This window comes from Nitrospira lenta, from assembly GCF_900403705.1.
Classification (GTDB): domain Bacteria; phylum Nitrospirota; class Nitrospiria; order Nitrospirales; family Nitrospiraceae; genus Nitrospira_D; species Nitrospira_D lenta.
In genome coordinates this window covers 291022-302814 of record NZ_OUNR01000017.1, presented here as the reverse complement: position 1 = coordinate 302814, position 11793 = coordinate 291022, and the positions used below count along the sequence as shown (strand labels likewise).

Sequence of the window (11793 nt, the reverse complement as noted above, 5' to 3'; positions counted from 1 at the left end):
AGCATGCGTGCGCCATGTCGAATCTCATCCGCAAAACTTTTTCAGTGCCCCCGCTCGGGTGCAATTGCTCCATCCTCGGCGATCCGGTGACAAAACAGGCTATCGTCGTCGATCCCGGCGGCGCGCCCGAACGGATTCTGCGCGAAGTGGAACAGTTGGGGTTGACCGTTCGCCATATTCTTCACACGCACGCCCACTTCGATCACTTTCTTGCGTCCGGCGAAATGCAGCGGTTGACCGGCGCCATGCTGTGTCTGCACCAGGATGATCTCGATCTCTGGACGAATCTGGAAGTGCAGTGCCGGATGTTCGGTGTGCCCTATGTGGCCGTGCCGCTTCCGGAGTATTGGATTCAAGATGAAGAGCGCATCATGGTCGGCGGCGTGACCGTCGTGGGCCTCCATACACCGGGGCACACGCCCGGTTCGATGAGCTTTCATGTTCCCGACGAGAGTCTGGTGTTGGCCGGAGATACGTTGTTCCGGGGCAGTATCGGCCGGACTGATCTCTGGGGCGGAGATTTCGATACGATTGAGCGGTCGATCCGCGAACGGCTCTATACGCTCGCCGACGAGACGACGGTGGTGACGGGACATGGGCCGGAAACGGAGATCGGGGTGGAGAAGGAATCGAACCAGTTTTTTCGTGTGGAATAACCGGCGGCTATTCTTTGGCCATCCGTTCTTTCAGGCGGGCAAGGCGCTTCTCGGTTGATTGCTTGATGAAGGCCATGTTCTCGGATAGATGCTGCTGCGCGTTAATCTTCCCTTCCTCGCGACGCTTCAATTGATCGAGTCCAAACTGGGAGATCGCTGCGCCGTCTTCCTTGTTGAGTTCTTTCCAGATGGTGAGACAACGTGCTTGTTTCGCCGGCGGGTAGGCATCGCAAGGGGGATCGACTGTCGCGGCGTGAGCGATGGCCGACGCTGACATCAGTACCGTGAGCGCAATCGTCAAAAGCTTCATATCCAGCCGGTCCTTCTTATTAATCCCTGACTACGCATCGTGAGCGGCACCATACCACAAGTCAGATTGTTGCGCCGACCATCCGGATCTATGAGCAAGGGGCGGTAACGTTTCTGAAGCGCTGGGGTGCTGTCGCAAGCGACCTTGGGCGGAAAGATGAGCTGGCTTGGGTTGCGGAGCAATCTAATTGCGAGTAGGACTGCTGGGTAATTCTTTTGAAGGGCAAGGGACCGGGCACTCGATCCCGAGTCACCCGGTCAGATGCGAGCGTACGTTATTCGGTTTTGGCTTTTATTTCATTGACCTTCCCCTTCGCGCGCTCCACGGCCCCTTTTGTTTTTCCCTTGGCTCGTTCGACGGCGGCGTTGACTTTATTCCCTTTCGCTTCTTCAATTGTGGCCTTCACTTCGCCCTTCGTCTCTTCTGCCATGGCCTTGGCTTCGCCTTTCATCGACTCCGCCTTCGCGGCAACTTCACCGGCCTGCACGATGGACAGGTGTCCGGACACGGCGACGGCGGCTAGGGCGGCGAGTAGAGATATGCGGTTCATAGAGTCCTCCTGTTGAATGGGTGAAGAGCGCGTTTGTCTAGGTGTCGTTTTCGATCCACGGAATATCGCATGAACAATTCTGGATCGGAATGCACCGCAGATCTGCGATCTCCAGAACGGCTACTTTCCTGTTTCCTGCAGAATCTGTTTGATCTCCTGCATGTCTTTCTTAATCGCCGCTCCCTCGGTTTTCATTTGTTCGACGCCCTGCTTAACGCCCTCCTTCTCAGCAGCGACGCGATCCTTGGCGCTCTGCGTGAGGACCTTGGCATCTTCCTTCATGGCTTCGCGGGTTTGGTGTACGGCGTTGACCCCTTGTGTAGTGGTGGTCGACACCGGCTGTGGGGCAGTGGCGCATCCGGACAGGACTGCTGTGCAGCTAAGGGCTGCAATACTCAGAGATACGCGGGTCAGTGAGATTCGATTCATGAAACCCTCCTGTGAGTTAGGACACGATTGACCGATGGGTACGCTTCAATACCTGCTTGGATGCCTATCATCTGATGTGATGCCGTAAAATGCACTCCACTGCTGGTCTATTTTGTCGTAAGGGCATTCTTGATGAGACCGACGATCACCAGAGAACCGCCCTCCGATGCCCGACCCGGCAATGTCGCCTCCAAGCCTGCCGCCGGCTCCGCTTCCGAAGAGGTGCCCTAAGATCTGCCCCCGAGACCGCCGTCGAGGACTCCTGCCAGCGTATTGCCGAGCAGCCCCAGGCTAAAATTTTTCAGCAGCGCGCTCGCCACATTCCCTCCGATGCCGCCGCTGATCAACTCTGCGACTATGCCGGCTAAACCGTCCATGCGAGGCCTCCTTGGTGAGCGAGGGGGAGATAAGAACACACGCCTGTTGCGAGTGTGCCGAATTGAAAATGTAATAGAAGTGTGTGCGTGATTTACTAGGAAAGTCAACCTACGAACGTGCTTGGATGGAGCTGCGCCGGCAGAGGTGCCTACGAAAGAAGAGTGAGTCTGGATGCTTGCCGTGATCCGTACGGTAGGGCGACGCGGCAGTCCAGAACACAGGGTCTTTCCAGAGGTGGCGAGTCTGGATCGTCAAGGCTAGGGCTTGAAACTCACCGAAAATATGGGGCACGGGATGAGGGGGCGAAGGCCGGTAAGCTACTTGGTCGTGACTGACTCGGACGTCTTCCGGTCGAGGGTGAAGTAGATTTTGTCGTCGAAGGTGTAATAGCCGCCTTCGTCGATATCGTGCATGATGCAGAACGGCGAGAAGATAATCGCGCAGCCGAGCACATCGGCGACCACCCACCAGGACCAGGTTCGTGTAATCGTATAGGTCGCGGAGTCGTAACCATCTTTGGCAAGGGTGGCGCGATGGTCCGCCTTGCGGCTGAGGTTGACGGTGCCCGGTGCGAGCAGGTGCACGACGTCATCGACGACGACGTTGGTCTCTGCCGGAGTGGTAAAGAGCGTAACGGATTGATGGTCTCCGTGCATCCAGGTGCCGCAGCCGGTGAGAGCCCCGGCCCATAGAAGAATAACTGCCGCACCGAACCAGCGTCGTGTCTTCTGCATTATAGGAACCTCTCATTCGCTGGGGCGAGAAGCTTCATCCAGCGCGGCCTGATGGTGAACAACTGTCGGCATCTTTCCATGCAGGCAGCCGTTCTTCTAGCATTTTCAGTAATTCTACAGAGCGTGGGCCGGTCGCTCGATCTGCGCCGCTTCGCGTCCTTCGGCGAGCGCATGCGGGCGAGGAACGCCGGTTGTCGGTGGATGCATCACGGCCGCGATATCAGGCCGGCGCGACAACCAGCATGGCGTTGCCGCCTCGCTGAAATTCGTAGGGGACGCGTGCGATTTCAGCGCGATGGCCCTGGCGCGAAAGGCGCTCGATGACCATCGGTACATGAGGCGAGGGGAAGCCGTCCAGGGTGAGCAAGGGGAACAGGCGGACTTCGTGCGCCACACGCAACATGTCGTTCAGCGCCTGCAGATGAAATTCTAAGGATAAGTGCGCGCTGTAGAGGAATAAGAAATGAGACGACAGGGCGATGTCGAACGTTCCGCGCTCAAAGGGAAGCGAGGGTAATTCTCCCGCAATGTACCGGTCGGCGCGTCGCCCGGCTTCAAAGTCGGCGAGAAAGGTTTCCATGGCGGACATGCGAACGTGTCCGAGCGCGTCGATGGAGGGAATGACATCCCAGACATAGTCGTGAGAATTCGCCCGCACTTGATCGAGGACTGTTTGGTAGGTGCCCGCAATGCGTCCCCTGATCTGCTCTTTGTTGAAGGCGTAGAGAGGATCGAGCGAGACGACGGTTCCACCACGTGCGGTCAGTGCTGCGTTGAAGCCGGCAGGGCCATCGCCACAGCCGAGAATCCTTTTGGTCAGGTCCGTATTGGTCAGGCCAAACATGGCGACGTACTCCTCGAAGGAGCGCCCCCAGGGTACGATTGTGTCCAGCGCCATTCCCATTGATCATCCGATCGGCTGGTTATTGATAACGGTCGGTAGGTCTGCGGTAAGAAAGCAGGAGCGGTTGCGTCGTGCGCCGATCCATCGACCTGTAGCGTAGCGAGCGCAGTTGAGGATCAGGGCCCCCTGCGTGGAATGATCGCGACGGGACTCAGATCTTCATCGCCTCGTTCACTTCGGCGAGCGTTGCTTTCGCGATGATCGCGGCGCGCTGGCTGCCCTCCTGCGCGATCTCGTCGATGCGCGAGGGATGGCTGATGAGGGATGCGCGGGCTTCCCACATGGGCGCCATGCGCGCGACTATCTCATCTGCCACCAGTTTTTTACAATCAATGCATCCGATCGCAGCGGTGCGGCAGTCGGTGTTGATCTGCGCCTGCACGGCTGGCGGTGAGTAGATCTTGTGGAACTCATAGACGGGGCAGACGTCGGGGTTGCCCGGATCGGTGCGCCGCACGCGTGCCGGATCGGTGACCATCGTTTTCAGTTTTTGCCGGACCACCGGTTCCGTATCCGACAGGTTGATGGTGTTGCCGTAGCTCTTGCTCATCTTGCGCCCGTCGGTGCCCAGGACCTTGGGAAATTTCGTGAGGTGTTCTTTGGGTTCCGGGAATACGGGCTTCTTATAGATGTCGTTGAAGCGCCGGGCGAGTTCTCTCGTCAATTCAAGGTGCGGCAGCTGGTCTTTGCCTACCGGAACGAAGTCCGGTTTGTAGAGCAAGATATCGGCGGCTTGGAGCACGGGATAACCGAGAAAGCCGTAGGTGCTGAGATCTTTCTCTTTGATCTCGTCCTGCTTTTCTTTGTAGGTCGGGTTCCGCTCCAGCCACGAGACGGGCACCATCATCGAGAGCAGGAGGTGCAGCACGGCATGCTCGGGGATATGCGATTGGATGAAGACGGTCGAGCGCTTGGGGTCGATGCCGGCAGCCAGCCAATCGATCAAGAGCTCGCGCACGAATTCGCGGATGCGGCTGGTATCGGCGTAGTTGGTCGAGAGAGCGTGCCAGTCGGCGACAAAGAAGAAGCACTCATAGTCTTCCTGTAGGGCCTTCCAGTTTTCCAGGGCGCCGAGATAGTTGCCCAAATGCATCAAGCCGCTGGGTTGCATGCCGCTGAGAACGCGCTTACGAGGGGCAGTGGTCATGATGAGGCTCCCGCGCCGAGGCCCAGGGTGTTCGAGAGGGTGGCTCCGGACAGGGCCGTGGCGATTGTGCTGGTGATAGTGTGGAGGACGCGGAGTGCGGTGTCGATGACTCTGATCTGGGCCGAGATTGGCCTGTCACGATGGATCGGGCTCACCTGTGTTGTGGTCACTGTGGGGCTCCCGCGCCGAGGCCTAGCGCTGTAGACAAGATCGTGCCGGACAGTGTCGAGGCGAATGTGCTGGTGATGGTGTGGATGACGCGGAGCTCCTTATCGAAGACGATCAATCCCATGAGGATCATCATGCCGTAGGGCTCCAATCGCGCGAGCGCGAGCGCCGGGGCCGGCGGCAGAAGACAGGTCAGGATGCGCCCGCCGTCGAGCGGCGGGATCGGAATCAAATTGAAGAGCGCCAGAAAGACGTTGATCATCACCGAGTAGAGGGCCATGACGCTGATGGGCAGCAGGATCATTGTGGCCAGGCTCGATGGGTCTGTATCGGCGTTGCCAGGACGTTTGGCCAGTAGGGATGGATCAAAGGCAAAGAGCGCCGCGACGACCAGCGCACCGATGACCGCCAGGACGAGATTCATCCCGGGGCCGGCGGCGGCGACGAGCGCCATGTCGCGCCTGGGTTGGCGCATGTTGGCCGGATCGACCGGCACCGGCTTGGCCCAGCCGAGGAGAAAGCTACCCGGCAAGGCGAGGCAGAGCAACGGCAGAATGATGGTGCCGAGCGGGTCGATATGCGCCAGTGGATTCAGCGTCAGGCGGCCTTGCAGCTTCGCCGTCGGATCGCCGCATTTATCGGCGACCCATCCGTGCGCATATTCATGCAGGACCATGGCGAAGAGGAGCGGAAGGCCCATGTATGAAATCTTATGGAGAATGGGAGCGAGTGTGTCCATAGGGTGGTCAGGCTAGTCGAGTTGGACAAATTTCCCGTGTTTGACTTGGAGCAGTGCGAGGGGGCGTTGGAGCGTGCCTTCAGCGCCGAAGCCGGCCGGCCCCATCAGTGTGGGAAGATCGTGCTGCGTGGTCAGGAGCTCTCGAACGGCGTCGCCCGAGGTTGCTCCTCGGCGGATCGCTTCCAGGACCAATCTGGCCGCATCGTAGCCTTGCATGGTGAACAAGGTCGGAGTGCCCTGAAATCGTTTCTGATAGCGTTGAACGAAATCCTGCACCGCGACATTGGCGCTCTCCGCAAAGAATCCATCCACAAATACGGCGCCGTCTACCGTGCGGTCCGCCGTGCGCAGGAAGTCCGGCGAGTTCCATCCGTTTGTGCCCAACAGCGGGACTTTGATGTCGTGAAAGGCGAGTTGTGCTGCGAGCAGGCCGATTTCACTGGCGCGGCTGGGGATGAAGATCGCGTCGAATCCCGGCGTGTAGAGGATCCGCTTATCGGTTTTGCTGATCGGCTTTCCCGCCGGGCGCGAAGGATCGTAGGGAACCGCGAGCCCGTATTTCTTGAGGTCTTCGGCCTTGAGCTTCTTGATCTGTGGCGAGAAGTCTGAATCGCCTTCTTTGAACGACTCCATGGCGATGATTTCGCCCTCATGCTGCCGGACTTCTTGTGCAAAGAGCCGCGCCTGTTCACGGCCATACGTGGTATCGGGATAGAGAATGCAAAATCGGCGGTAACCCTGCTCGCCGGTGGCATAGCTTGCGATTCGCTTGGCTTGCAGGGCATGGGTCAGGGTGGTGCTGAAGACGAAGCTCCCGAGTCGTCGGACGTTGGGGAACGTGGCTCCTGGAGTAATCAGCGGGACTTTTGCGCCTTCGGCCATTTCGGCCATGACGGGGAGATTCTTCGAGAGCATCGGCCCGATGACAGCCAATGGCCGCTCTTGGTTCAGGAGAGCGGCGTGGTCTTCGAGAAACGAGGGTTTGTCCGATTCATTATCTTTCACGATCAGTCCGACCTGTGGCATTCCCGGTTGTTCGTGGGCGCGTTCGACCGCCAGCTGAATGCCTTCAAGGACCTCGTTGGCGAACGGCGCGAGACGTCCGGACAGCGGTAGGACCGTGGCGATGAAGAATTGATTCGCCTTCAGTCTGGTCTTGAGCAGCGCCAGGGTCTCGGTTGCCTTTGGTCCGTAGGGGTGTTCGGGGAAGTGCGCGAGAAATTGTTGAATCTGGCGTTCAGCCAGATGGTCTTCTCCACGGCCCGTATAGAACTCGATCAGACGGATGGCGGCCAGATCGCCGGGGAACGATTTCGGATAGAGATCGTGCAGGCGCGTGAGCGCTTTCTTGTCCAGTTTCTCGTTGATGAACTCGCGAATCTGCGCACGCGTTTCCGCCACGTGTTCTTCGGTGCCGGCGGCGCTTTCTTGGAGCAAGGCTTCGATGGCGCGGACATATTCTTTCTTCTGCACTAGAAATTCGGCGGTGAGGCGGAGCGCTTCGTGCTTTGTATCATCATCGGTCGTACCCGTGCGCAGTTGGGTGAGCAGGGGAAGCGCCAGGTCGATATTGCCCATGGCTGCGTGGGTGCGGGCCAGCATGATCTTGCCCCGTTCGCCCACGTCGGATGCCGGAAATTCGGTTTGCAGTTGGTTTAAGTATTTGATGGCCTCGGAGTATTCCTTCATGCTGTACAGGGCGGCTCCGAGCAGCAGGTAGGTGTCGTCCAAATGTTCCGGACGCGGGGAGGTTGCGAGAAACCTCCGGAGGACGGTCGCGGCGGACTCTGCCTCGCCCTTGTCGATCAATCGTTTGGCTTGAGATAGCACCGGGGGATCGGGCAGCGGCGCTTTGAGTTCCACAGCCGGAGCCGGTTGAGGCTGGACCGAGACCCCTGCCAGACTCAAGGCAAGGGCGACGATCAGGCGGCGGCAGGCAAGCAGTCGTGAGTATGTGCGCTGAGAACCCATTTAGAGGCAGCAAAGAGCATGCGGATGGTTGTTAGATGACACGCTGTGACTAGTATCGGAAAGGGTGCGGAAGTGTCAAGGAGAACCGCGGTTGGTTCGTTGAGTTCATCTGACGAGTTGGCTATAGTCTTTTGATCGGCAGGCGGCGACGCCGCAGTGTTTCTGATTCGCCCACTCCTCGTGCCTTTCTTCTTATGGCTACATCCACCGATCAGATCCTCGATTCGCTGGTTGAACGGTATCTTGGGCAACTTCGAGTTGAAGGCGGGTTGGCGACGAATACGCTGGAAGCCTATCGGCGTGATTTGGTCAAGTTGCAGTCCTTTCTTGCTCAGCACCGGATCGGAATGGGAGGGGCGGTCGCGCCGCAACAGCTCACTGGGTTTCTCGCGTCCCTGAAAGAGCATCGCCTGTCCTCGGCGTCGATGGCGCGCACGATGTCGACGTTGCGCGGTTGGTTTCGATTTCTCGTACGTGAAGGGTTATTGCCGGTCAGTCCGATGCAGGATCTGTCGGTGGCCCGGCGGGCCGTGCGGTTACCCAAAACGCTGACGATGGCGGAGGTCACCGCGCTATTAGATTTGCCGCCGTTGCCCGCATTGGAAGATCAGCGTGATCGCACGATGCTGGAGTTGATGTATGCGTCGGGATTGCGCGTTTCGGAGTTAGTCTCGGTGGAGTTAGTACGTCTTGATCTGGGCGTGGGTTGTCTGCGGATTCTCGGGAAGGGGGCAAAGGAGCGTCTGGTGCCGATCGGCGAAGCGGCGCGGGAGGCGTTGGCGCACTATGTCGATCATGTTCGTTCCGCCATTTTGAATCGGCGGACATCGCGGGCGCTCTTTGTTTCTCGCCGCGGGGGGCCGTTGACCAGGCAGGCCTTTTGGAAGATCGTGAGCCGGCGTGCTCAGCGCGCGGGGATTGCCAAGCCGATCTCGCCGCATATGCTGCGACATTCATTTGCCACGCATTTACTCGAAGGGGGTGCCGATCTGCGTGCGGTGCAGGCGATGCTAGGCCATGCGGATATTGCAACGACGCAAATCTACACTCATGTTGAACGGGGCCGGCTGAAGCAGGTTCATCGACGGTTTTTCCCTCGGCAGGCCCGGAGTCTCAAGAAATAAAAATCTTGCCGCGCTCTCGTGACGAAGGAAAAGACGCAGGAGCTCAAGAAAACTGCAAGAAGAGTGCGAGAATCGGTTGACAAGGCCGGATGGACTTGGTAGCATCCGCCAACGTTGCTAAGAAAAACGGGCGGATAGCTCAGTTGGTAGAGCGCCACCTTTACACGGTGGATGTCGCAGGTTCGATCCCTGTTCCGCCTACCAGATGTATGCTGGTTGTGTAGGGGACAGATCGAAAGAGGAAGATCGTATCATTTCTTATTTCGGGACTTGAACGGCTGCTCAGTCAATCGTCTTGTCGTTCCGACCATCCGCCGTATAGAAGAATCGCGAGGGGCCGTCGTTCAGCTGGTTAGGACGCCAGATTGTCAATCTGGAGGTCGCGGGTTCAAATCCCGTCGGCCCCGCCATTTTTCTTCAGGGTTGAGCACACTCCATCACACTACGGTGTGTCATGAATAATAGAGGAGGGAGACGCTAGCGTCCTATGTTCCAGTCAGGTCCCATGGCTCTCATTGGATCACTGGGCGTGGTGTCGAAAGTCGTCCTCTTTCTTCTCCTCCTACTGTCAGTCGTATCCTGGGCCGTGATTCTCCTCAAGTTAAGAGTCTTCAAGTCCGCTGACGCGGAAGACCGACGGTTTATGACCGTGCTGTTGAAGGCTAAAGATGTCGATGAAGTGGTGCGTCATGCCCAGCGTTCAACCGGCAGTCCTTGCGCTAAAATTTTCCATGGCGTGGTTGATCGGCTTGGGACGGGGCGCGAGTTTCAGGATGGTGGCGTCGCTCTCCCCGTAGACCGCCACGTGATGGAGCGCACCGCTCAGCATATCGCGCAGGGACAACTCTCTCACCTCGAATCGTATCTTCCCTTTCTTGCCACAACGGGAAACATCAGCCCGTTCGTCGGATTGCTGGGGACGGTGATGGGAATCATCGATTCGTTTAGAGAAATCGGCTCACAGGGAACGGCCAGTATCGCCGCGGTGGCGCCCGGCGTGTCCGAAGCGCTGGTGGCAACGGCGGCTGGACTCTTTACGGCGATTCCCGCGGTGATTGCCTACAACTACTTCTTATCCCGTATTCGCGGCACGGCGTTCCGCATGGATACCGTGACGGTCGAGCTATTGACGTTGATGGCACCGAAGGTAAAACCGGCTTCTCCGGATTCTATAGGGACGAAGGGATGATCCTCGAAACGCGCCAGCGCCGCTTCATGGCGGAGATCAATATTATTCCTCTGGTCGATGTCGTGCTGGTGTTGCTGGTCATTTTCATGGTGACGGCACCGATGCTCTATCGAGGCATGGATATCAAGTTGCCGGTGTCTGCATCGAACACGATCAAGCCGGAAATTCGGGCGGTGCTGACGATCGAGAAGGATCAACGCTTGTATCTCGACAAGGATCAGGTGAGTGCCGTCCAATTGGAACGCAAGTTGAAACTCCTCAAGGAAGAACATGCCGATGTGTCGGTCTATCTTCGGGCCGATCGCGACGTGCCCTATGGCGTGGTGGTGCAAGTGATGGACGGGGTGAAGAAGGCCGGGATCGAGAAGCTGGGGATGGTGACCGATCCTGCCGGACCTGAGCGGGTGACAGACGTGGCGATCCCGCGTCGCAATAAATAGGACATCGGTTGGCCATGGTACAGGTTGCAGCGCACTCCCGGGCTTGGCTGGATGAGGGACTGCAGGACCAGGTGACCCGCCGCTTGAAGCAGGCGGTGATATGGTCCGTCGCGCTTCATCTGGGTGCCTTTATTCTCGTCACCTGGGTGCGATTCCCGCAACATGGCGAGCGGCCGTTGGCATCTATCGAAATATCTCTGGCCAGTCTGCCGACCCCTCCGGTCAAGGCGGTCGAGCCCGTGAAAGCAGTTGAGCCGGTGAAAGCGCCGGTCAAGCAGGTCGAGACTCCGGTCCCGACGCCTCCGGTGAAAGCTGCTCCAGTATTGCCGCCTGTAGTGCCGCGAGAGGTGGCTGCTCCCTCCAAGGCCGCGCAAAATCCGATGCGTGATCTGTTGAAGGGCATTGAGCTGCCTCCGGACGCTCCGAAGTTTGGCGATTACAGTCCGGCCGACAAGCCGAAAAAAGTGCAGGAGCCGGCGGTTGCGAATATCTCGAAGCTGAAGTTGCCGGATGTTCCGGTGGTGTCCGAGGCGAAGACCGCGACAAAAAAACCGGCGGAAACGAAGTCCCGAACGTCGTTGACCGACGAGCTCAATCGAGAGTTGGACGAAGAGCTCAACAAGATTAAAAAGCCGGAGTTGCCGAAAGAGTCCAAGGCGGCCCATGCGGAATCTCAACCGACGCCGGTTCCGCAGTTGGAGACGAAGGCGCCGAGCGTGAAAGCCGTGGACACGACCTTGAAGGTTCCGGGGATGGCCCCGGGATCCAATGTCTACTTGGCGCAGGTGCGCCGCAAGATCAGCAGCATGTGGTCCGCACCTCCCGTTGATGTGACGGCGCAGGTCTACAGCGTGGTGGTGAAGTTTCGATTGCATCGTGATGGGAGTGTGAGCGGCGTGGCGGTCGAGCAGTCGTCTGGAAACGAGTATTTCGATTTGGCGGGGAAGCGAGCGGTGGTGACGGCCAATCCGTTGCCGATGTTTCCCGCGGATCTCACCGAGTCCTATTTCGATGCCCATTTCACGTTTTCAGTTGGAGAGCAAAACGGATAAGC

14 protein-coding genes and 2 tRNA genes are annotated in these 11793 nt (G+C 58.4%); 7 read left to right on the top strand and 9 right to left on the bottom strand.

The features are described from left to right. Positions 1 to 14: 14 nt before the first annotated feature. Entirely contained in the window at positions 15 to 656 is a 642-nt protein-coding gene (locus tag NITLEN_RS13140) for an MBL fold metallo-hydrolase (protein ID WP_121990067.1), read from the top strand. Between the two features lie 7 nt (positions 657 to 663). On the opposite strand, the gene NITLEN_RS13135 is transcribed toward NITLEN_RS13140, so the two are convergent. The 9 genes from NITLEN_RS13135 to NITLEN_RS13100 all read right to left on the bottom strand — a co-directional run bounded on the left by NITLEN_RS13135 (position 664) and on the right by NITLEN_RS13100 (position 7986). After that, positions 664 to 966, bottom strand: a complete 303-nt coding sequence (locus NITLEN_RS13135; protein WP_121990066.1) for a hypothetical protein — start codon at positions 964 to 966, stop codon at positions 664 to 666. Positions 967 to 1240: 274 nt separating this feature from the next. Then, positions 1241 to 1516 carry a hypothetical protein gene (locus NITLEN_RS13130; protein WP_121990065.1) on the bottom strand — a complete coding sequence of 92 codons (276 nt, stop codon included), beginning with the start codon at positions 1514 to 1516 and terminating at the stop codon, positions 1241 to 1243. A gap of 120 nt (positions 1517 to 1636) precedes the next feature. Beyond that, entirely contained in the window at positions 1637 to 1945 is a 309-nt protein-coding gene (locus NITLEN_RS13125) for a hypothetical protein (RefSeq protein ID WP_121990064.1), read from the bottom strand. A 227-nt stretch (positions 1946 to 2172) separates the two neighbouring features. Then, entirely contained in the window at positions 2173 to 2322 is a 150-nt protein-coding gene (locus NITLEN_RS18170) for a hypothetical protein (protein WP_181416857.1), read from the bottom strand. Positions 2323 to 2640: 318 nt separating this feature from the next. Then, the gene (locus NITLEN_RS13120) at positions 2641 to 3057 is read right to left on the bottom strand and encodes a hypothetical protein (protein WP_121990063.1); all 417 of its coding nucleotides are present in this window, start codon (positions 3055 to 3057) and stop codon (positions 2641 to 2643) included. Between the two features lie 220 nt (positions 3058 to 3277). Continuing rightward, complete coding sequence (locus NITLEN_RS13115) at positions 3278 to 3955, bottom strand: SAM-dependent methyltransferase (protein WP_245924468.1); 678 nt, start codon at positions 3953 to 3955, stop codon at positions 3278 to 3280. Positions 3956 to 4112: 157 nt separating this feature from the next. Continuing rightward, entirely contained in the window at positions 4113 to 5108 is a 996-nt protein-coding gene (gene trpS / locus NITLEN_RS13110) for a tryptophan--tRNA ligase (protein ID WP_121990061.1), read from the bottom strand. A 166-nt stretch (positions 5109 to 5274) separates the two neighbouring features. After that, on the bottom strand, positions 5275 to 6015 hold the full coding sequence (locus tag NITLEN_RS13105; RefSeq protein WP_121990060.1) for a site-2 protease family protein: 741 nt from the start codon (positions 6013 to 6015) through the stop codon (positions 5275 to 5277). A 12-nt stretch (positions 6016 to 6027) separates the two neighbouring features. Next, positions 6028 to 7986, bottom strand: a complete 1959-nt coding sequence (locus NITLEN_RS13100) for a penicillin-binding protein activator (RefSeq protein WP_121990059.1) — start codon at positions 7984 to 7986, stop codon at positions 6028 to 6030. Positions 7987 to 8180: 194 nt separating this feature from the next. On the opposite strand from NITLEN_RS13100, the gene xerD reads away from it, so the two are divergent. From xerD to tolA, 6 genes are all read left to right on the top strand, one after another. Next, on the top strand, positions 8181 to 9110 hold the full coding sequence (xerD, locus tag NITLEN_RS13095) for a site-specific tyrosine recombinase XerD (RefSeq protein ID WP_121990058.1): 930 nt from the start codon (positions 8181 to 8183) through the stop codon (positions 9108 to 9110). Positions 9111 to 9238: 128 nt separating this feature from the next. After that, a tRNA-Val gene (locus tag NITLEN_RS13090) sits at positions 9239 to 9314 on the top strand. A gap of 129 nt (positions 9315 to 9443) precedes the next feature. After that, positions 9444 to 9520: transfer RNA gene (locus tag NITLEN_RS13085), tRNA-Asp, on the top strand. A 77-nt stretch (positions 9521 to 9597) separates the two neighbouring features. Beyond that, a complete protein-coding gene (locus NITLEN_RS13080) occupies positions 9598 to 10299 on the top strand; it encodes a MotA/TolQ/ExbB proton channel family protein (protein WP_121990057.1) in 702 nt (233 codons plus the stop codon). Continuing rightward, positions 10296 to 10739, top strand: coding sequence for a biopolymer transporter ExbD (locus NITLEN_RS13075; protein WP_121990056.1), 444 nt, complete (start codon positions 10296 to 10298; stop codon positions 10737 to 10739). Before NITLEN_RS13080 ends, NITLEN_RS13075 begins: the two co-directional genes overlap by 4 nt. 14 nt (positions 10740 to 10753) lie before the next feature. After that, positions 10754 to 11791 (top strand): cell envelope integrity protein TolA, encoded by a 1038-nt coding sequence (gene tolA, locus NITLEN_RS13070; protein ID WP_121990055.1) that lies wholly within the window; start codon positions 10754 to 10756, stop codon positions 11789 to 11791. The last annotated feature ends 2 nt before the right edge of the window (positions 11792 to 11793 follow it).

Excerpts from the sequence above, each read along its gene's own strand:
- NITLEN_RS13100 (WP_121990059.1), bottom strand. The coding sequence starts at position 7,986 with ATGGGTTCTCAGCGCACATACTCACGACTGCTTGCCTGCCGCCGCCTG.
- NITLEN_RS13125 (WP_121990064.1), bottom strand. The coding sequence starts at position 1,945 with ATGAATCGAATCTCACTGACCCGCGTATCTCTGAGTATTGCAGCCCTT.
- NITLEN_RS18170 (WP_181416857.1), bottom strand. The coding sequence starts at position 2,322 with ATGGACGGTTTAGCCGGCATAGTCGCAGAGTTGATCAGCGGCGGCATC.
- NITLEN_RS13120 (WP_121990063.1), bottom strand. The coding sequence starts at position 3,057 with ATGCAGAAGACACGACGCTGGTTCGGTGCGGCAGTTATTCTTCTATGG.
- xerD (WP_121990058.1), top strand. The coding sequence starts at position 8,181 with ATGGCTACATCCACCGATCAGATCCTCGATTCGCTGGTTGAACGGTAT.
- NITLEN_RS13080 (WP_121990057.1), top strand. The coding sequence starts at position 9,598 with ATGTTCCAGTCAGGTCCCATGGCTCTCATTGGATCACTGGGCGTGGTG.
- NITLEN_RS13075 (WP_121990056.1), top strand. The coding sequence starts at position 10,296 with ATGATCCTCGAAACGCGCCAGCGCCGCTTCATGGCGGAGATCAATATT.
- NITLEN_RS13140 (WP_121990067.1), top strand. The coding sequence starts at position 15 with ATGTCGAATCTCATCCGCAAAACTTTTTCAGTGCCCCCGCTCGGGTGC.
- NITLEN_RS13135 (WP_121990066.1), bottom strand. The coding sequence starts at position 966 with ATGAAGCTTTTGACGATTGCGCTCACGGTACTGATGTCAGCGTCGGCC.
- trpS (WP_121990061.1), bottom strand. The coding sequence starts at position 5,108 with ATGACCACTGCCCCTCGTAAGCGCGTTCTCAGCGGCATGCAACCCAGC.
- tolA (WP_121990055.1), top strand. The coding sequence starts at position 10,754 with ATGGTACAGGTTGCAGCGCACTCCCGGGCTTGGCTGGATGAGGGACTG.
- NITLEN_RS13105 (WP_121990060.1), bottom strand. The coding sequence starts at position 6,015 with ATGGACACACTCGCTCCCATTCTCCATAAGATTTCATACATGGGCCTT.
- NITLEN_RS13130 (WP_121990065.1), bottom strand. The coding sequence starts at position 1,516 with ATGAACCGCATATCTCTACTCGCCGCCCTAGCCGCCGTCGCCGTGTCC.
- NITLEN_RS13115 (WP_245924468.1), bottom strand. The coding sequence starts at position 3,955 with ATGGCGCTGGACACAATCGTACCCTGGGGGCGCTCCTTCGAGGAGTAC.